The sequence below is a fragment of the Pectobacterium brasiliense genome, assembly GCF_013449685.1.
GTDB lineage: Bacteria > Pseudomonadota > Gammaproteobacteria > Enterobacterales > Enterobacteriaceae > Pectobacterium > Pectobacterium brasiliense_A.
Window position 1 is genome coordinate 69,623 of the sequence record NZ_JACDSF010000005.1, and the last position, 19,224, is coordinate 88,846.

Annotated in this window: 19 protein-coding genes; 18 read left to right on the plus strand and 1 reads right to left on the minus strand. The window is 49.8% G+C overall.

Annotated features, from left to right (window positions below; translation table 11 throughout):
- Window positions 1-168 precede the first annotated feature (168 nt).
- From H0248_RS02425 to pilV, 18 genes are all read left to right on the plus strand, one after another.
- Window positions 169-1,365 carry an STY4528 family pathogenicity island replication protein gene (locus tag H0248_RS02425; protein WP_180784559.1) on the plus strand — a complete coding sequence of 399 codons (1,197 nt, stop codon included), beginning with the start codon at window positions 169-171 and terminating at the stop codon, window positions 1,363-1,365.
- Window positions 1,366-1,666: 301 nt separating this feature from the next.
- Window positions 1,667-2,449 carry a PFL_4669 family integrating conjugative element protein gene (locus H0248_RS02430; RefSeq protein ID WP_180784561.1) on the plus strand — a complete coding sequence of 261 codons (783 nt, stop codon included), beginning with the start codon at window positions 1,667-1,669 and terminating at the stop codon, window positions 2,447-2,449.
- Window positions 2,449-4,479 carry a DNA topoisomerase III gene (locus H0248_RS02435; protein WP_180784564.1) on the plus strand — a complete coding sequence of 677 codons (2,031 nt, stop codon included), beginning with the start codon at window positions 2,449-2,451 and terminating at the stop codon, window positions 4,477-4,479. Before H0248_RS02430 ends, H0248_RS02435 begins: the two co-directional genes overlap by 1 nt.
- Before the next feature lie 627 nt (window positions 4,480-5,106).
- Window positions 5,107-5,601 carry an STY4534 family ICE replication protein gene (locus H0248_RS02440; protein WP_180784566.1) on the plus strand — a complete coding sequence of 165 codons (495 nt, stop codon included), beginning with the start codon at window positions 5,107-5,109 and terminating at the stop codon, window positions 5,599-5,601.
- Between the two features lie 64 nt (window positions 5,602-5,665).
- Entirely contained in the window at window positions 5,666-6,214 is a 549-nt protein-coding gene (locus tag H0248_RS02445; protein ID WP_180784568.1) for a single-stranded DNA-binding protein, read from the plus strand.
- 100 nt (window positions 6,215-6,314) lie between these two features.
- Window positions 6,315-6,899 (plus strand): hypothetical protein, encoded by a 585-nt coding sequence (locus tag H0248_RS02450; protein WP_180784571.1) that lies wholly within the window; start codon window positions 6,315-6,317, stop codon window positions 6,897-6,899.
- A gap of 71 nt (window positions 6,900-6,970) precedes the next feature.
- Window positions 6,971-7,408: a DUF29 domain-containing protein gene (locus H0248_RS02455; protein WP_180784572.1), complete on the plus strand. Its 438-nt coding sequence runs from the start codon at window positions 6,971-6,973 to the stop codon at window positions 7,406-7,408.
- 151 nt (window positions 7,409-7,559) lie between these two features.
- A complete protein-coding gene (pilL2, locus tag H0248_RS02460; protein ID WP_180784574.1) occupies window positions 7,560-8,885 on the plus strand; it encodes a PFGI-1 class ICE element type IV pilus protein PilL2 in 1,326 nt (441 codons plus the stop codon).
- Window positions 8,885-9,337, plus strand: coding sequence for a type IV pilus biogenesis protein PilM (locus tag H0248_RS02465; protein ID WP_180784576.1), 453 nt, complete (start codon window positions 8,885-8,887; stop codon window positions 9,335-9,337). Before pilL2 ends, H0248_RS02465 begins: the two co-directional genes overlap by 1 nt.
- Before the next feature lie 13 nt (window positions 9,338-9,350).
- On the plus strand, window positions 9,351-11,015 hold the full coding sequence (gene pilN, locus H0248_RS02470) for a PilN family type IVB pilus formation outer membrane protein (RefSeq protein WP_180784578.1): 1,665 nt from the start codon (window positions 9,351-9,353) through the stop codon (window positions 11,013-11,015).
- Between the two features lie 10 nt (window positions 11,016-11,025).
- Window positions 11,026-12,336, plus strand: a complete 1,311-nt coding sequence (pilO2, locus tag H0248_RS02475; RefSeq protein WP_180784580.1) for a type 4b pilus protein PilO2 — start codon at window positions 11,026-11,028, stop codon at window positions 12,334-12,336.
- Complete coding sequence (gene pilP, locus H0248_RS02480; RefSeq protein WP_257981530.1) at window positions 12,333-12,845, plus strand: type IV pilus biogenesis protein PilP; 513 nt, start codon at window positions 12,333-12,335, stop codon at window positions 12,843-12,845. Before pilO2 ends, pilP begins: the two co-directional genes overlap by 4 nt.
- The gene (locus H0248_RS02485; protein WP_180784582.1) at window positions 12,845-14,404 is read left to right on the plus strand and encodes an ATPase, T2SS/T4P/T4SS family; all 1,560 of its coding nucleotides are present in this window, start codon (window positions 12,845-12,847) and stop codon (window positions 14,402-14,404) included. The genes pilP and H0248_RS02485 overlap by 1 nt, the downstream gene beginning before the upstream one ends.
- Before the next feature lie 2 nt (window positions 14,405-14,406).
- Entirely contained in the window at window positions 14,407-15,573 is a 1,167-nt protein-coding gene (locus H0248_RS02490; RefSeq protein WP_180784584.1) for a type II secretion system F family protein, read from the plus strand.
- Between the two features lie 55 nt (window positions 15,574-15,628).
- Complete coding sequence (locus tag H0248_RS02495; RefSeq protein ID WP_180784586.1) at window positions 15,629-16,216, plus strand: type 4 pilus major pilin; 588 nt, start codon at window positions 15,629-15,631, stop codon at window positions 16,214-16,216.
- 21 nt (window positions 16,217-16,237) lie between these two features.
- Window positions 16,238-16,741 (plus strand): lytic transglycosylase domain-containing protein, encoded by a 504-nt coding sequence (locus H0248_RS02500; protein ID WP_257981531.1) that lies wholly within the window; start codon window positions 16,238-16,240, stop codon window positions 16,739-16,741.
- A complete protein-coding gene (locus tag H0248_RS02505) occupies window positions 16,738-17,397 on the plus strand; it encodes a prepilin peptidase (protein WP_180784590.1) in 660 nt (219 codons plus the stop codon). Before H0248_RS02500 ends, H0248_RS02505 begins: the two co-directional genes overlap by 4 nt.
- Window positions 17,398-17,413: 16 nt before the next feature.
- Window positions 17,414-18,769: a shufflon system plasmid conjugative transfer pilus tip adhesin PilV gene (gene pilV, locus H0248_RS02510; RefSeq protein WP_257981532.1), complete on the plus strand. Its 1,356-nt coding sequence runs from the start codon at window positions 17,414-17,416 to the stop codon at window positions 18,767-18,769.
- A 13-nt stretch (window positions 18,770-18,782) separates the two neighbouring features.
- On the opposite strand, the gene H0248_RS02515 is transcribed toward pilV, so the two are convergent.
- Window positions 18,783-19,224: phage tail protein (locus tag H0248_RS02515; RefSeq protein ID WP_257981533.1), on the minus strand; the 442-nt coding region annotated here is incomplete at its 5' end.

Consider the following 19,224-nt stretch of genomic DNA (forward strand, 5'->3'; position numbering starts at 1 on the left):
GAGGTGGAATATGACGAAATAAAAATATTAAAAATGAGTCAATTAAAATATGGCTAATCAGTGTGTTTATACTGCATCTGACTATTCGGATGCAGAAACAAGTGCATTGATGTTTTTTATTATGAGCCAACAGCCGTATAAGAAACAGTCAGCGATAAGGACAACGATATGAATCTGCCAGCAGACAGCCTGATAGCCTACACCGTTGAGAAGATGAATCTCCGGTTGGCTGAACGAATACCCGCTGATGACGCGGGACAGCTGCGTAGCGGACTGCTTTATATGGGGAACGTACATGATGCATACCCCAGACGTTTACTATTAGACACTCGGCTATCTCCTTTGGATAAGATGGCCTGGATGATGATCCGTTTGTATGCCCAGCAAAATGAGGGAGCAATTTTCCCTACCTATGATGAACTACAACTTCAACTTGCTTCTCCACATAAGGGTGGGGCGTCTCGGGAAACCATTAGCCGCGTACTGCTGATGCTGAGGATCACCGGTTGGCTAAGTTTGTGCAAACGCGTTCGCGATGAAAAAGGGCGTGTTCGTGGAAATATTTATGCACAGCATGATGAACCGCTCTCATTCCGTGATGCGGAGATTTTCGATCCCGGTTGGCTGGACGCGGTTGCTGAAGCTTGCCGGAATAAAAATAAAACTATCAGCCAGACAGCGTGGGACGTTCTGAACGAAATCAAAAATGATACAACGATGCGGCATCGTCATAGCCGTATTGCACTTATTGAGAGTCGCCTTGGTTCCGCACAAACACCGCAACAAATGGTAGCCAGACAGAGTGTTCGTCACCTCAGTTCGGAATCCGAACTAAGACAAAAATCACCAAGTTCGGACGCAAAATCACTGAGTTCGGATACCGAACTCAGTCATCCAGAAGGAGATAAATCACTGAGTTCGGAATCCGAACTCAGTGGTATTTCAAGGAGTTGTCACTCAGTTCGGAATCCGAACCGTTACGTACGTAGTAATACACACTGTGTAAAAAGAAATACGTACGTACTGCCGGATGCGTTCGAAAAATTACTGTCACCAGATGATAGCAGCATGGCGATTGAACAACTTCAGGTGCTGACCAGCGAACAAGCTGAGCAGGTGCTGCAATCGATAAATAGGGCGCTTTCTGACGGAGGGATCAATAACCCTATTGGATGGTTACTGGCTGTATTTAAGCGGGCCCGAGAGGGAAAGCTCTTTACCCAAAGAACGTCAAAACCACCTGTTCAGCCCCAAGCTCCTTCGGCGGTAAGCGATGCTATGACTAAGCCAGCTGCGAAAATTTCTGATAAAGCGCATGTTCAGAGTGTACTGGCTGAGATACGACGGAAGTGTGCGGCTGGATGATTGTTGAGGTGATTAAAAAACAGGCGCTGTTGGCAGTGCCAACAGCGATTAAAAAACAACCGCATTGTGAATTCAGGTACAAAATGGTGTGATGTTGGGTGGTGAATGGTTGGGTGGCTAAAAAATAGGCACTGTTGACACTGTCAACAGCGATTAAAAAGCAACCACATCATTCTGTTTGCTTAATTCATGGATATTTATAGATCTGTAAAACTGGTTTGGAATTGAGCTGGTTACTCCTTTGCCCTGAATATTTCTAACCCATATCAGAAATATTTTAGGTCAGCACAAGGAGTTAGCGATGTCAGAGTTAGATCATGGTGTAAATAATGACACCCATCAGGAACCCGCTTCATCAGAGCCAGTCACTTCATCATCTGTCCGTGAACGAGAAACCCGTTCCGGCGCATTGAAATCATCTTTAACTCTCGATCTCCATACTCATTATGCTATCAGGTTATGGGACGGACGCCGCAAGGAGCAAATTGCAACAGCCGATGTAAATTCACAAAGACCTCCTCGCCGTATTTTTAGCATGCCGCAAGTGATATCACGGGCCGGTCAGGTATATCAGGCATCTGTCGCCGATAACCCTTATGCTGATGCGCTGCTTGTTAGGCTGGAAGATGCGATTGAAGTGTCGACAGATAAAGTGCAGCAAGTGGTTCAAGAGATATCGGAGATCCTGAAATCTATTCCAGTGTCTATAACGCTATCCGATGTTATGTCCGTTTCTCCATTAAATATCGGTGTTTATAGTAGTTCTCCGCTTGGATATCGCTGCGTTTGGCTATTGGTTGGCTATGACCAACTGGCGATGAAGGTATTTCAGGCTTTCCACTACGGTCTTATTTCTCGTGCAACTCGCGATCAATATTTGGATAAGGGAGGATATGCGATCAGACAGATATACAGCATCGTGCAGAATTACCGTGCTGTTACTGTTACTCGCAATGATATTCTTGCCAGAACGCCAGCAGGTCTGAAAGCTATTGAGATTTACGGGGAACCTGATGCAGACATTATGTCTGGGAAAGTACGTTCTTCTTTTTCTGCGCGGCTTTCTCCTGTAGGGAGGGAGTAATGCGTTTATTTTTATGCGAAAAACCTTCTCAGGCCAAAGACATAGCGAAAGTTATGGGAATAACCCAAAGAGGTAAAGGGTTTCTTTTTGGTAAGGACATTACAATTACTTGGGCTATTGGTCACCTTTTGGAGCTGGCTAATCCTGAGTCATATTGTGATGAATTTGCTCAATGGAGCCTTGATTCTCTGCCAATGCTTCCCTCACAGTGGAAGCTTCTTGTAAAGAAAGACACGTCGGATCAATTTTCTGTCGTTAGTCGTTTGCTGAAGCAAGCTGATGATGTTGTTATTGCGTCAGATGCGGATCGCGAGGGGGAGGTTCTGGCCAGAGAATTACTGGATTACTGCCATTTTACTGGAAACGTCAAGCGCCTGTGGCTGAGCGCCCTTGACGACGCGAGTATCCGAAAAGGACTAGATAATCTCCTCCCAGGTGAGAAAACGGTTCGTCTTTATTATGCTGGCATGGGGCGCAGTAAAGCAGACTGGCTGATTGGTATGAATTTGACTCGCCTCTATACCTTAAAGGCTCGTGATAAAGGTTTTGGTCGGCGTGATGTATTGTCTATCGGACGAGTACAAACGCCAACGATGGCGCTCGTGGTTCGTCGTGATCTTGAAATCGATAGTTTTGTAGCAAAGCCCTATTGGAAAGTTTTGGCTGAGTTAGAAAAAGACGGTCTTCCGTTTACCGCTACCTGGATTCCGGCTGATGGTTACTGTGATAGCGAGCACCGATGCATACAGCAAAATGCAGCGTTGGCTGTAGAGCAGTTGTGCCGAAATACTAAAACGGCTGTGGTACTTGATGTTACGATGAAGCGAGATAGGATCCCTGCACCTTTATGTTTTAGCCTAAGCGCTCTTCAGCAAGTTTGTTCTCGTAAATGGGGTATGGCGGCAAATCAGGTGCTTGGTATCGCGCAAGCACTCTACGAAACACATAAAGCGACCACGTATCCTAGAACGGATTGCGGATATCTACCTGAATCAATGAAAACAGAGATTGATGAAGTCTTTTCTGCGCTTGTGCAATCCGATCCTGTGGTAGCCTCTGCAGTGCAAAGGGCTGATCGCTCATTTATTTCCCGCGTCTGGAATGATAAAAAAATAACTGCGCACCATGCCATTATTCCTACCAGGCAATCCTTTGATATTGCGAAATTATCGGAGGATGAATTAAAGGTTTATTCTCTCATTCGGCAACATTACTTGGCGCAATTCTTTCCGCTTCAGGAATCTGATGTAACCGAGGCAACGTTTAATATCGGCGGACAACTATTTCGAACCCGAGGACGTATTAGTGTTGTGCTCGGCTGGAAGGCTCTTTTTGTCGACGAGAAAGAAGATAATGTAGCCACTAAGGAGCAGGATGATAACGGCGGTGGTGAGTTACCCAAATTAAGTCAAAATGATTTATGTCAGATAAAGGGGGGAGAGGTTAAGTCTCTGCAGACTAAGCCACCATCTCATTTCACTGACGGAACGCTCATTGCAGCGATGGAAAATGCGGCAAGTTTTGTTACTGATCCTGAGTTAAAAAAGGTACTTCGTGATAATGCTGGCTTGGGGACGGAGGCAACACGTGGCGGAATCATTGAAACACTGTTTAAACGGAATTATCTGGAGAAAAAAGGATCCTATATTCATTCGACCTTAATGGCCAGAGAACTGGTGTCAGCTCTACCAGAGACGTTAACCAGTCCTGGTATGACTGCATTGTGGGAGCAGTCTTTGGAAGATATATATCAGGGCAAACTCTCTCTTGAAGTCTTCATGCAGCGCCAGACAGAATGGACACGAATCTTAGTTGAAAAGGGCAAACAGCAAACAATTTCACTAACGCCCCCCGTTATTCCGCCATGCCCAACATGTGGCGGTATTACTCAAAAAATAAAAGGTACCAATGGAATATTTTGGGGATGTATAAAGTACCCCCTTTGCAAAGGTGTTGTAAGTGAAGGAGCAAAAACAAAAAGTAAATCAGGTAAAAGGACAGTAAAAATTAAGAATAAACCGGTTACCTGACAAGTGGTATTTTTGATATTGTAATTCCGCTTTGATGCAATTCGTACCTCGCAGGCTACGACGTAGTGTGATGTTCTTACGGGGAACTGAACGCTACTAGCCCAGCAGATGGCTACCGCACACTAGTCGATCTGTAAGACGCATACCCTCCGTGAAAAGCGCGTCGGGAAATTTCCCCGGAGCCACATTGAATACCTCAGGGATATGGTACACCCCATCAGACGGTGTCGGATAAAACCGACACCGTTTTTATTTTTACCGGTACATAAACAATTTAGGTTTGACGATATTGCGCTGTGATTTAAAAATGACCCTGCTTACTCGTCATCTTCGATGACCACCAATGATCTAGTGGCTCGTGAGGATCGCCTTCGGGTAGTCACAAAAGAACACTTCTGTAGCCTGTAAGGAAGAACACGCTCAGTTGCGTGTGGTAAATCTGCCAGCCTTTGGAAGCAGGTATCACCAGGTAGTTTGAACGCCGTTGCGAGCGTGGTGATGAAGGTCCGATTTTACTAACCAGACAAGTCAGGATAACAGCTGATCCTGACCCTTGACGGGAAAAACAATTCCCTCAAGGGAAATGTTTTCTCCGTTACACCTTATTTAACACTCCTGGAGAACACTATGTCTGCAAATAACAACACTCAAGCTCAAAACCAAAACAATTCTCAAACTGGCAAATCAGAATATTTTAATCTTCTGATTAATGGATTGGGATATGTTAGTAATATCCGTCACGTTACTGGCCAGTCAGGACAATTCCTGAGTTGTGTCATTAATGCCTTAAGTGGTCCGGCAGATAAAGCGAACTATGTTCGTTTTGATGTCACAGTGGCTGGTAAAGAGGCGACTGACCTGATCGCACGCTGCCAAAAGGCGTCTGACGAGGATCAGAAAGTTCTTATCGGATTCACACTGAGTAATCTCTCTGCTGAGATTTTTATATTAAAATCCGGTGACCATGCCGGTGAACAGCGTGTTAGCCAGAAGGCCCGATTGATTAAGGTTGACTGGATTAAGATAGGCCAAAAACAGGTCTATAAAGCTGAAAAACCTGACTCCGTACCTCCTCAGGATGGTGCCGCAGCCTCTAAAGCTTACGCGGAAAACTCGTTCTGATAACAGGTACTCATTATAGACACCCCGTTCACGGGGTGTTTTTCAATGTAAAAGGAGAAAGGTTATGGCTTCACGCGGTGTTAACAAAGTTATTTTAGTTGGCCATCTTGGTCAGGATCCAGAAATTCGCTATATGCCGAATGGTGGTGCAGTTGCCAACATGACATTAGCGACTTCCGATACCTGGCGGGATAAGCAAAGTGGTGAACAGAAAGAGAAGACCGAATGGCACCGTGTGGTGATTTTCGGGAAGCTCGCTGAGATCGCTGGCGAATATCTCCGTAAGGGATCTCAGGTTTACATTGAAGGTTCATTACAAACGCGTAAATGGGCCGATCAGGCTGGTGTCGAACGCTATACGACAGAAATTGTCGTTAACGTTGGCGGCACATTACAGATGCTGGGTTCTCGCCCTAACGCTGGAAATAACAACCAAAGTGCGGCGAATACGTCATGGGGGACACCACAGCAGCCAACCGCACCATCACATAGTGGTACACCTCAATCACCCGGTCCAGCAGGCAATGAACCGCCGATGGATTTTGACGATGACATACCCTTTGGCCCGCTCGGTTTAAGTATTTCAAATCATGGGCTTTATGCCATTTCTTAATCTCATGCGCCAGGGTTGTTCTGGCGCTTTTCTTATTACCTTTCCTTGCGGGAGAATTTTCCCGCGGGAAAGTTCTCCTAATGAACCGAATTAGGAGAATATGATGAACAATATACCTTCTTTTTTTCATACACCTTATGAGCCAGGCATTTCGCTACGTGAAGATATCTTCAACAGACAATTCATTGCTGAGGTAATGGGCAGCGTTGAGTACTTGGAGGATGATCGGAACTATGGTTCCTTTTACCGAACTGAATCACTTCAAATCTCTGGCGGTGCCACTATTGCAGAGATTATTGACCGATTAATGGTTATTAATCGCAGTGATAGTTGGCCGATTCGTGATGAAGAGGCTGATTACTATGATCCCGAGCTGGGGCATGACTGTGGGCCACAAAGTTTTTATCCTGGCCAGATCAGAATTCTAGATAGATTTGGAAGGCTGGTCATCGGGGGTGTCTTTGCTGGCGATGGTATTCTGTGGACTCCGCCTGTTTCTAGTGATGTTGAGGCGAATCAATTGTATTCCCAATGTGAAGAACTCCGCAAAGAAGCGGCGATTGAAGCATCATGGGATAATTATTCGACCGCGGAACGAATGAGAGATAAGGCAAACACTCTATTGCTTGCTGATGTCGATCGGCACTGGCGGCAGCATCCGGAAATTCTTGCTCTTGCTAGCTAAATTGACGGGTACTTTCTTACATGACAGACTTAGTAAAATACTTACTTTTTCTGTGATTCTTCGGGGGTAAAATGGCTATTCATACTCGATACGAGACTGATGTTGTCGCCTGGTCTAATGAGCAGGCTGAACTTTTACGCTCCGGTAAATTTTCAGAGATCGACTGCGAGAATATCGCGGAGGAGATTGCAGACGTGGGTAAGAGCGAACAACGGGAGCTGGCAAGCCGCATGGCTGTCTTGATTGCTCACCTACTGAAATGGAAGTTTCAATCGGAACGTCGTGGTTCGAGTTGGGAAAAGACGATCAAAGCGCAACGTAAAGATGTCGCGTACGCGTTGAAAGAGTCTCCCAGCTTGAAAACAAAGCTTAATGATCCTGATTGGTATGATGTGATCTGGTCTAAAGCCGTGGCTATTGCTGCGTCGGAAACACAGCTTGAAAACCTGCCTGATGAACAAATCTGGACGGTAGAAGAGGTGTTGTACGCCGATTTTTGGCCAAATTAACTTTTTCCATGTAGCAATGGGACACTAACGCTGGCTTCGGCCAGCGTTTTTCTTTTCTGAGCTCGTTTTTAGTTTAGCGTTGTCCTGTTTAGGCTTGTCGGCAGAATAACCACCTGATTTTGAGATTTCTCTTAAACGACGGTGGAGACTGATGACAAGACCTATACGGCACCCTCTAAATACGCCAACGCTGGCATGCCTTTCTGCTGCTGCAATGTTGGTAGCGGGATGTGCTCAACAGACAACGACGTCCTCAGTTTCCCGTCAGAACGTATCCCCCAGAGTGAACGACATTTATCAAAATCGTTCGCCAGAAGTCGTGCGTTATGACCGCTATACGCTGGTCAGCACTCGGCCTGCTGATTCACAACGCGATCCCCTCAATCAGATGATCGACATCACCATGCCGCCACAACTGGTACGCAGCGTCGGTGATGGATTTCGTTATTTGCTGCTTGAATCAGGGTATTCATTATGTCCCAGCAGTTCATCGATGTTCACTGAACTGTTGAGTCGCCCCTTACCTGGCGTACAGCGCTCAATTGGCCCCGTTCGGTTAAGTGAGGCATTACAGATAGTGGCGGGGCCCGCGTGGCGGTTACGTGTTGACGATGTGAATCGTGAAGTTTGCTTTGTTCTGCGTGATGAATATCGTTCGTTTGCGCCAGCCGCCTCCGTTGCATTGTCTACCGTACCTGCTAAACCGGCCATTTCAACGTCGCCGAAGACTTCCGGAAACCCTTTTGCTAGCCCAGGGGCGCAGACGAAATCAGGCATGTTAAAACCTGACAGCCAGCCCTTACCTGTACCAACCCTGACAACGCTTTCGCCGACAGCGACAGAGAGTAAACCTTCTGTATTGGTTACGGAGGTATCTGTTGTGAACAAGCCAGTCGCTTCTGCCGCCATATCGAAACCTTCTACTGCCACCCAAACAACTCCGTTGTCTGCACCGAAATCCTCAGTCGCTCCAGTCCCAGCCACAAAACCATCCATGGCTCCGACGACAGCATTGCCGCCGGCTCCTGTCGCGCAGCTGCCGAAAAAAGAGGAAACGACAACGCTGCTTTCGACGCCGTCGAAAACAATCCCGGCAGTCGCTGCAACTGTGGTTCCTGCGCCGGTCGCTTCTCCCGCTGTGGCTTCTGAACCCAAGCCAGCACCTGTTATTACTCCCGTCTGGAAAGCCGATCCCGACACCACTACGTTACGTGAGTTTTTGACGCGAAAGGCTTCCTCAGTCGATTGCCCCTATGGCGGAAAATGGGCCGTGGTTTGGCCGATCAATGTTGATTACCCGCTGCCTCCTCGCCTGGTTATCCATGGCAGTTTCGATGCATTTGTGAATCGCATTTTTTATTTATATGGGCCAGAAAGGGTCGATGGGAAGGTCGATACCCCGCTCTATGGTCTCGCTAATCGCAGTCAGTGTGTCGTGGTGGTCTCTGATAAGCCCCTGAAAACAGGGTCAAACTGATGCAAGGCATGTTGGTGTTAATGGCGTTGTTAGTCCTGCTCGGTGGGTATCAAGGGGCTCGCTCTGCCGGTGATGCGTTGGGTGATTCGGTCATTGAAACCTCCACGGCGCGGCACATGCTGCAGACTGCGAACACACTTGGCAGGCTGAAGGCTCAGGGGATAAACGTGTTGTCTTTATGTCCCGTGAATCGCCCCTCAAATCTACTTTCGATTCCTGGATTGGAAGATAACTCAGACCCAGGCATTTACTGTACCGAACATAACGGACGGGTTGTTGTGTGGGCAAAAGAAAAGCCGGGTATGGCCAGAGTATTACGTGAATTATCCCGTGACTCGCGGCTTCTGGCTCGTATCAGCGACGGCCGAGTGAATACCCTGGTTGACCCTGCCCCTTGGTCAGTTCCATTGCCTGCCAGTGTCATGGAAGGCTCGTTGGTATACATCAACTAAGAGAAGACGGACGATGTCACAATTTACTCCTCATTTTACTTACCGGAACGTTGCGTTGGCATTGCTCGTCTCTACGGTCCTGAATGGTTGTGCTACCAAAGGATTTCGTGATGCGGATGATCAAGCTGAGCGGGATATCCGGACCGCTGAGCAGTTGCATGGATTATCTCGCAAGCAGCCTTCCTCACCTTCACTAGTCTGGGTCGATGAGCCCTGGGTCAATCCCCGGCCTATTCGTGTCAGCGCTCGTGCGCAACAGGTTAAGTTACCGCCGTGCAGTCTGACATTGATTATTGATGGCAGTTTGTCTTTGTATGAAGTGGGCCAGCGCATTACCCGCAGTTGTGGGTTCCCTGTCGTGATAACGCCTGATGCCATGAGCGCGCTGTCCGGTTCAGTTTCACAAGGGGGATCCGGGACAACTCGCGCTATCCAAGGGGCGCTTCCTCGTCCAGATGAAGGTGGGCGTCCCGCTCTAGGTAGTATTGGCGGCGTAACCTCTACCCAATCATTTTCACCGAATATCGGTGCAGGGCTGATTACGGATATCAGTTGGGAAGGCGAACCGCTGGGCGGAGCGTTGGATCAGATTACCTCTCGCTTGGGACTTAACTGGAAATTCGAAAACAATCAGGTGGTGCTGTACTACCTGGATACGCGAACTTACCGTCTCAAGGTTCTCAATGCCGAAACGGCGATGAACTCTAACTTAACGGGAACCAGCAGTTCGACGGCCGGTGGTGATAGCAGTTCGGTCAGTGGCAGTCAGAACTCAGGGCAGAGCACGAGCGTCAAGTTAGAAAGCAAAATTCATAATGATATCGGTCAGTCCATCAAATCGATGATCAGCTCATCTGGGAGCTGGCATCTGTCTGGTTCAACGGGTGAACTGGTTGTGACAGATGTTCCCCAGGTATTGGATAGGGTCGAGAGCTATATCGATAGTCTGAATGTGCGTATGAATCGGATGGTCAAGCTTATGGTGAGCGTCTATTCGGTTCAGCGCAAGGGCTCCAGCCAGACATCACTGGACTGGTCTGTCGTGGCTAAGCGTCTCGATCGATTTGGCTTAACGTTGGCGGGGACGCCAACGGCCACGACTGCTGTTTCATCTGCAGGTATCAATGTTGTTGATGGAAAGTTTGCTGGAACGACAGCGTTGTTTCGAGCGTTAGAGACGCAAGGCAAGGTGTCTGTTGTGATGGCTCATGAGGCAACGACGACTAATTTGGTTCCTGCGCCGTTTCAGATTGCGGGTCAAATGGTTTATCTGAGGAACCAGAAAACAACGGTATCCGAAAATTATGCCACAACCGACATGGAGCCAGGCAGTATCACTACAGGGACACAGATGACGCTGTTGCCGGATATCCGTGATGAAGGGGATATCCAGTTGCAATTTAACTTCAGCCACTCCGATCCGGCACAGTTACGCAAAGAGTCATCTGCAGACGGCAATACAAAAATGGAGATGCCGTATACCACCGTACGCAGTTTAAGTGAACGGGTTAACTTGAAACCAGGTCAGACCTTGATCGTCAGTGGCTATAACTCGCGTAATCTGACTGCCTCTCGCGAAGGCGCATTCGATCCTGATGTCACTGTCGCCGGCGGTAGTAAATCCAGTGAAACTGATGATGTCACCCTGATTATCGCCGTTACGCCGGTGCTGATGTGAGGGCGATAAAATGATTATTGTCCCTCATGAGAACGGTGGACTGGTTGCAGGATTGCGCTGGGAGCCGCTGGCAGAAAAAGGTCCCCAGCGTTTTGGGCGTGATGTCTTATCCCTGAAATTATCACCCGCCCGTCGACGTGATAAAGGAAATCGGACACCCAGTGATGTGCGTTCCGACGCAATAGCCGTGACGGGGTCTTGCCCATGGCGAGCAGGACGGCTTTGGTCACTGGCTGCCCTGGCTACGGGCTGGACGGGTGAAAACGGGTATGGTGTTGTCCAACTCGGTGACGATGAATACGTTTTTTTAGCAACGCTTAATGGCGTTCCTGCGCTCAATGGCGACATCTGCGGTACGCGCGACGATATGCTCGCTATCGCCGGTGAATTTATTGCGCTCACCCCTGAGCCTAAGGCGGGATGGCATGTAGCTTCTACGCCGGAGGCCCCTGCGGTCCCCGCGGATATTCTGCCGCTACGCCGTCGCGACTGGCCTGCACGTTATCGGCTGACGTGTCCTGCCAGAATACGGCGGACATTACTGATTAGTGTGCCGGTGCTGTTTGCTGTCGGCATTGCCGGGATATGGGGCGTGCAGTACTGGCAGAGCTGGTCTGCCCGCCAGGCCGAGGCTGCAAAAGCAAAGCTGGCCGCGATGGCTGCTGGGGGCAGTGAACTTTCTCAAAAAGAAAAACGTGTATTACCCCATCCGTGGGTGATGCAACCATCGGCTCAGACGTTGCTAACGGTCTGCGAGCGTAAGCTGGATGGGCTTCCTCTGGAGCTGGGCTTTTGGCCATTGTCCTCTGCCGACTGCCGAGCTGACGGTGTTATGACCGCATGGGTACGGGATAAGAACAATCGGCTGGCGACAGTCAACCGCCTGATTCAGGCTGTGCAATCTCTTCCTGGCTCACCGGTTGTCTTTATCGATGAGAGTGGGGATAACGCGCAGGTGGCATTCTCCTATCCTGCGCTACCCAGTGGCGGTGACGATCACGTGATTGACAGTGAAACTCATCGTCGACTTTTGCTGAGTTTCTTTCAGTCTCGGGGGATACCTCCGTCACTCCAGAATGTTCCGCCAATATCAACTCCAGTGGATGAAACGGTCGCATGGATTCAGGACTGGAGCGCATTTGCCTTTTCTCATACCTCTCGCTTAGCCCCTTCCTTTCAACTGGCAGGTTTGTCTGCGGTGGGACTCCGTCTGACGCGTATTGGACTGAAGGTTGAGGGGCGGTCACTGACTTGGTCATGGGATGGAACGGCTTACAGCCGTGCCCAGGACAGAATTGCACCAGAAGGAAGTACACCATGATGATGAAAATTTTTTCCCTATTCTCGTTGCTGTTTACGGCATCGGTATTGGCTTCTGATATGACGGAAATTAGTCCTGTTCCCTCTGGTGGCGTCCTGGTTTCTGATGAACCGACAGTCAGGGAGCTGAGAGCTGTCGAGCTAGAAATCGATTTATTAAAAACACAGCAGGCGCGTCAGGACGCGCAGAACGCACTGGCGGAAAGTCGGTTGAAGGGGCAAACGCTGAAAAACCGGCCCGATATGTTACTGCCTTCAGCCTCACCTGGTGTTGGGCTTGGTGCTGCGAGCAAAGGCACAGGGGGAAGCTTGGCTATTACGGCTGCGCGGTTGAAAGAGATATGGAGTGAAAACAGAACGCTGCGCGCGGCTGCCGAGTTTAACGGTCGCCGTATCGTGCTTCAGCCAGGCGATACCTGGCCAGGTAGTGAGCATCGAGTGAAAAGCATTACGTCACGTGGTGTTGAACTTAACAACGGACAGGTAATCCAGACGGGGGTAGCACAGTAATGAAAATGGACAGCCATCAATCAGCCGATGCCGATTTGGCCTGCCGGGTTCCCCAGCAGTACAGCGACGATATTGCGATCATTCGCCTTGATAACGCGTCTGTGAATGTGCGAGTTAATCGTGAAATTCGCGAAGAGCCGGCCTTCGTCAGCTGGTTTGCTGGATTGCGCCGGGCCGGGCTGAAGCCCACGTCGCCTGAGTTTGTGATGAAAAGTGAACTCGGTCAGGGGGGACTGGCCAACACGCATGAGGTGGAAGCGGGCATCAGTGGGGCGCAGCGCGAGGTGCGCCGGATGTTTCGCGACGTCATATCACTGAACGCCTCTGATATCCATGTGCACCTTGACCGTCGTCAGGGAAGCCGGATCCGTACCCGGATTAATGGGCTGCTGTACACCATTCGTGAACCGGATTTTGAAGAGGGGGGAACGCTGCTGTCGACGATGGTGGAAAGTATGTGCGACACCAAATCACAGGGCTACAATTCGCGAGTTGCTCAGGATGGCCGCGTCAAACCTGAGTTTCTGGCAGACATGAATCTGTATGCGGCCCGCTATAGCCATCGACCGACTGACGACGGCGGTGTTTTTGCCGTAATGCGCTTGATTGAGGATGATCGAGGACGGATCAGGACCCTGCAAAGCCTGGGTTATCAGCCAGAGCATGAAGCCGCGATGGAAGAAATTGAGCTGACATCACAGGGACTTATCGGCCTGTGTGGAACTACCGGTTCCGGTAAATCCACGACGCAGAGGGTATTGGCCAGTCGCTGGCTGGCCAGAAACAACGGGCAGGTCAGTCTCCAGACCCAGGAAGCGCCGATCGAGGGGCTGATTTTGGGCGCCGTACAGTGTGCTGTTAATACTGACAACCTCAGCTTGCATCAAGCGGGAGAGGCCTGGGCAGGCAGTGTTGTGATGTCCATGCGTCTTGACCCGGATGGTATCTATACCGGAGAAGCCCGCGACTACGCATCAGCATACGCTGCGCTGGAAACGTCCGTCAGTGGCCACCCTGGCTGGTTTGGGCTCCATTGCACTTATCCGCTGGATGCACTGACCCGCATGCGTAACTGGGGAATTGATGCGCGTGAGCTGGCGAACCCGACGTATTTTCGGGGACTGATTGCACAGTCGTTGGTGAATACGCTCTGCCCGTCCTGTGCGTTGCCGTGGTCTGAAGCCCTTAAACGTCAGTTGATCCCGGCTTCGCATCAGACGCTGGCAAAGCGCATGTTTAATACGGATGAGCTTGAGCAGTTACGTTTTCGAAACCCTGACGGTTGCGGTAAGTGCACGAAGCAATTGCTGGGAACCGCAATTAACCAGGGAATTAGTGGACGAACCATCGTGGCTGAAATCGTGCGCCCCGACCGTCATATCATGAAAAGCTGGCTGGAAGAGGGGAGTTTTGTGGCGCGCCGGCTCTGGCTTCAGGCGGGCGGGTTTAGTCGTGGGCAGCATTTGCGGCGTCTGCTGCTGGCTGGTCAGACAGACCTGGTGATGGCCACAGAGCACATGGATCCAGATGAAGACCGCGATTTTAGGGAGTGTGCCTAGCCATGGTGACATTACTGATAGTCATCTTCTGTGTGCTGCTGGTCTTAGGGGTTTTTCTGATCCTCTCTGTAACCTGGCCGCCGATGATGCGCCGGACGTTTTGGCTGACGGAACGAATTAAGTTTTGGCAGATGGTGCGTACGTTCTGGCGAATGGAGATGCTGCCGGCAGAAATTTTCGACATTATGCGGGATATCTACAGCGATAACGGAAAACGGCGTAATCGCGGTAGCCTGCTGTGCCAGCAATTGAGCGATGCGGTTAGCAAACGCACATTCGGGGAGATGAATCTGCCCGGCCCCCGCGATCAGATAGCGACACCGGAAGATGTTCTGGCAGCCTGGTGCTCGCCATTGGAAGCGGTGCTTTTTCGGGTGGGTAATGTCTCGGGCAATATGTCTGAGGCATTAGCCCAATCTATCAGCCTGCTTAAATATATTCAGCAAATCCGCAGTGCCATGGTACCGGCATTAGGCCAAATGGGGCTGGTTGTGTGCTCGGTTCCTGGGATACTTTACGGTGTATCACAACATCTGTTGCCCGCCATGTCCAAACTCATTCCTGAGGAACGCTGGACGTTACATATCATCATATTGAATAGCGTCAGTCGTGGGATGCAGGAGCACGGGGTCGTTCTGTGTTTTGTTATCGGCATTATCACGTTCGGTATTATTCGCAATATTCCAAAACGTGGGGGCGTCGTTCGTCGCCGTTTTCTCGAGTTTATTCCTCCCTGGTCAATCTACTCTACCTTGCAAGGTGCGCTATTTATGCTCAGTGCTGGATCTTTGCTGAAGGCGGGGATGCTGCCACTGGAAGTTCTGAACACGCTCAGCCAGCACGCGTCTCCATGGCTCGTCGCACGCCTTGATGCCGCGGCGTTTCGTGTGCGCAGCGGTCGCAATCTGGGGTTGGCGCTCTATGAGAGCGGTTACGGCTTTCCCTCCAAAGAAAGTGCGATTTTTCTCAGTCGTGCAGGAGCCAGCAGGGATATCGCTGATGTGCTCAATGACTGGGGTCAGGAGCAGATGCCCGTTGCGCTAGAGCGTATTCGCGCACTGAGTAACTGGCTGACCTTTGGCCTGGGCGGTGTTATTGGTGCTTTTCTGATTTACGTCATGTTTGCCGTGGTAGGGCTGACGATGACATTGAGTTCGCAGGGATTCTGACCTGTATCGCAACATCCTGTTTTTTTAATGTTAATTATTCTCAAGAGGTTATTGAATGGAAACGTCTCTGGCTACGACTCGCCGCAAGCTGATCACTCACTATCGCCCTGCTCGGGGAGGCAACTTGAAAGATGCCATTATCGCGGTTGTGGTGATTGCCGCTGTCATTATTCTCGTCTTTCAGTTGGGGACGTTTCTGTGGGGGCTGTATCAGAACAGTGCTACACAAACTGAAGTCACAACCATGCTGGAGCAGTCTCGCAAGCTGAAGAGCAGGGCTGGCTATACCGGCGCCTCAATGGCAACCCTGCGTGCGGTCAATGGTGTTCCAAACTCGGTCGATCGGACCGGGGATGTATATTACAACCGTTATGGCGGAACGTATGCTTTGGCTCCTGCCAGAACAAACGGTTCACCCTTCAACAACTCAGTTGCGCTGACATTAACGGGTGTCTCGGAAGGGGGCTGTGGTGATCTGGCACAAATGTTCCTGAACGCTGGGGAGTCTATCTATTCCGTCACTATTGGCAGTACTGCGATGCTGACAGCCAATGTGACGACAGGGACATCAACCGCGGCGACGATGATTGGTACGCAGTGCGATGGCGGTGATAAAACCGTCATTATTACCACATCGCGTTAATTAATCATGGCCAATATGTTGATGCTTATCACTGCTATCTTGCTGGCTTATTTCCCGAGCAACAGCGTTGCTCAGGGAAAACCCCCTGCAAAATATACGGTGCAACCCTGGTTGGCCTGCATTAATACTGCGAGTGTGAAGTATTTCATTGACTCGTTGTTGATTGAAGCGGTGATGGAACAGGAAAGCGGTTTTAATCCGCACGCAGTTAATCGGAGCAACTCGGATGGCAGTGCAGATTACGGTCTGATGATGGTGAATTCAGGCAATATCCCGAAGTTGATCCGAGAAGGCATTATCTCGACAGCGCAGGATCTTCTGGATCAGCCGTGCCTGAATATTCAGATTGGTACCCGACTACTGGCATCCCATTTTCAGGTCTGTGGCATAACCTGGAACTGTTTAGGGAGCTATAACGCCGGGTTCGGTGATAAGCGTCATCGACTTCGTGAAAATTATGCTGACATCATTTGGAAACGCTACGAACGGCTGTTGCGTGAACGTCGGGGTATTGTACTGAAATGACGCTGACGCTATTTCTTTCTTTGGCCACGTTGCTCTTTTTTGGATTAGCCATAGTCGCCTGGCTGGCCTGTCAGCATGTGCGCTGGTTTGCTCGTTTTTTGGCACTACCGTCCGCGCCAGTGCTGAATGGAATGACCCTGTTGTTAATGGTTATCCCATTCTGGCTGGCCAGTCTGGCATCACTTTATGTTCATAGCACCAATCCCTTTCCTCTACTGATGTTAGCTGGGCTACTTGCGTGTGCAGTAGCCGACGTGGAACGAGAATGGTTACCGGACAGCTATACCCTGCCGCTATTTTTCTTCGCTCTGTATTACTCACCGTTGCCAACCTACATCATTCAGCCAGTAATGGTGATGTCTGCGGTGGTCGTGGTGGCCATGCTTATCGCTGTTATTGTCCGAGCATCGCTGGGTGCCCTCCTACCGGGGCGGGGAGACATCATGCTGTGGCTGGTATTGAGTGCCTGGACGGGGATCGCCGGGAGCTTGATCTTGTTTATATCCCTGATTGCCGGTGCGCTGACGATGCAACTGACGGCGCGTGATCACACGCCGCTCGGCCCCTGGATGGCCGGATGTGGGGCGCTGATGATCCCTTTTACGACGGATATCCAGCGATTGGCGGACCGTTTCATGTTTACGCTCTGGCACTGATAGAAGAGGTCGCCTTATGTTTTCGATAATTAAGTCATTACAAGGCCTATTGCGCCGCTTTATCCGACGTCAACCCGCACGCGGCAGCTTAATCAAAGATTCAATCATTGGTGTGATGGTTTTTATTGCGTTGATTGGTTTGGTCACGCAAGTGATCAGCAATTATGTGACAGAGCTGCATTACCAGACCGTTGCTCGTCATGCCAGTAAAGTATCTCAGGCTGCTGGAAAGTATGTGTCTGATAAACATGATGCCTATTTATGTCAGTTGGCTCCTTCCACCTGTACGGCGGGGGTATCCACACCATTGCCGCAGCCGTTCACTGCCCAGACGTTGATTGATGCGGGATACCTGGATGAAGGTATGGGAACAACAACGATGGACAGACAGACCTATCGTTTTGGTGTGAGAGCGCGGACGGTGAATGGTTCAACAAAGCCGGCACTGGAAGCGTTGATGGTCACCACGGGGGGAGACGCGTTGGACGAAGGTGGCATTCGTCGAGTTGCTCAGCTCATCGATGGGATGGGCGGTTTTATCAGTGATCCAAGCCTGACTGAGTTGGGGGGACAGGCGAATACGGCATATGGAGCCGAATTATCCTGGTCCCTTCCCGTCACCCCGTTTGGGTTAACTGCTGAACCTGGACATATTGCAGTGGCCATCAATGGCGGTCTGATCGGTGGTCTGGATAAAGAAAGCGATCGCCTTTATCGCTTCAGTAGTGATGCTCATCCGGAATATAACCAGATGAACACCGCTATCGATATGAATAGTAATAACATCAACAATGTCGAGCAGGTAAATGCGAATGAGGTGAATGCTGCGAGATTTGTGGCATTGGAGAGTAATGGTTTTTTTGGCTGGCGTAATGGGAACGATATTCAAGCCTGGCTGAAATGGAATAACGATAAACAGAAAGTCGAGCTGAAGAACGCTGGCTTGAATGTCGAAGGCGACATTACTTCAGAAAAAAGCGTTAGTGCTGCCGATGATGTCAGTGCTGGTAAGCTGGTTGTTGCTGACCAATTTTTGTACCAAAAGACCGTTGTTGTTTCTGGCGATTCCTGTGATGCGGTGACGCTGGGGCTGACATCTATCAGTGATACAACTGGCCTGATAGGCCATGACAGCACTGGCGCGATACTTACTTGCCAATCCGGTGCGTGGTCAGGTGATGAAAAACCACAGGGTGCATTGTGTGGTTTTGCATCTGATGACCATTTATCAGGGAATATCAACATCTATCTTTGCAAGGGACATAACCCATCTATTTCATGCCCCAATGACTATGCACGATCGAGAATTTTCCAAGCTGATTCGAATTTCCTTTATTCATGCGTCGTCATAAAAGAGTTGATCGGTGGCTAACTTGCAGTTGCGATCAATCAGCTTTAATAATGAACATAACAGCGACGTTCTTAGGTCTAGTCTCAACACCACCGGTATCGGTTGTACCTGAGCTGATTTTTCCAGAACCGCTGTGGAGAGCTCCTTCGTTGATCCCCAGCCATGTACCGCTGCTACCCATACCCATCGTATTTAATTGATGGTGATGTGATTTTAGTTCGTCCATCTGATAACTATTTATAGAGCGAGAATTATCAGGGTCTATATTTGCCCCGTTATCCCATCCTCGGGGGAAATATCCCCTGAAGTCTGGCACCTGACCAGAGGGGTACAGGCTGGCCAGAATGGGATTTCCACTGGGATTAAATAGTTGGCCGTTGAGCTCCAGCCAGCCATCAGGAGGCACTGGCGTTCCCCACATGGTAATAGTGCCAGGTTGGATGGAGGAAGATGGTTTCCACGCACCGGATTGGCAA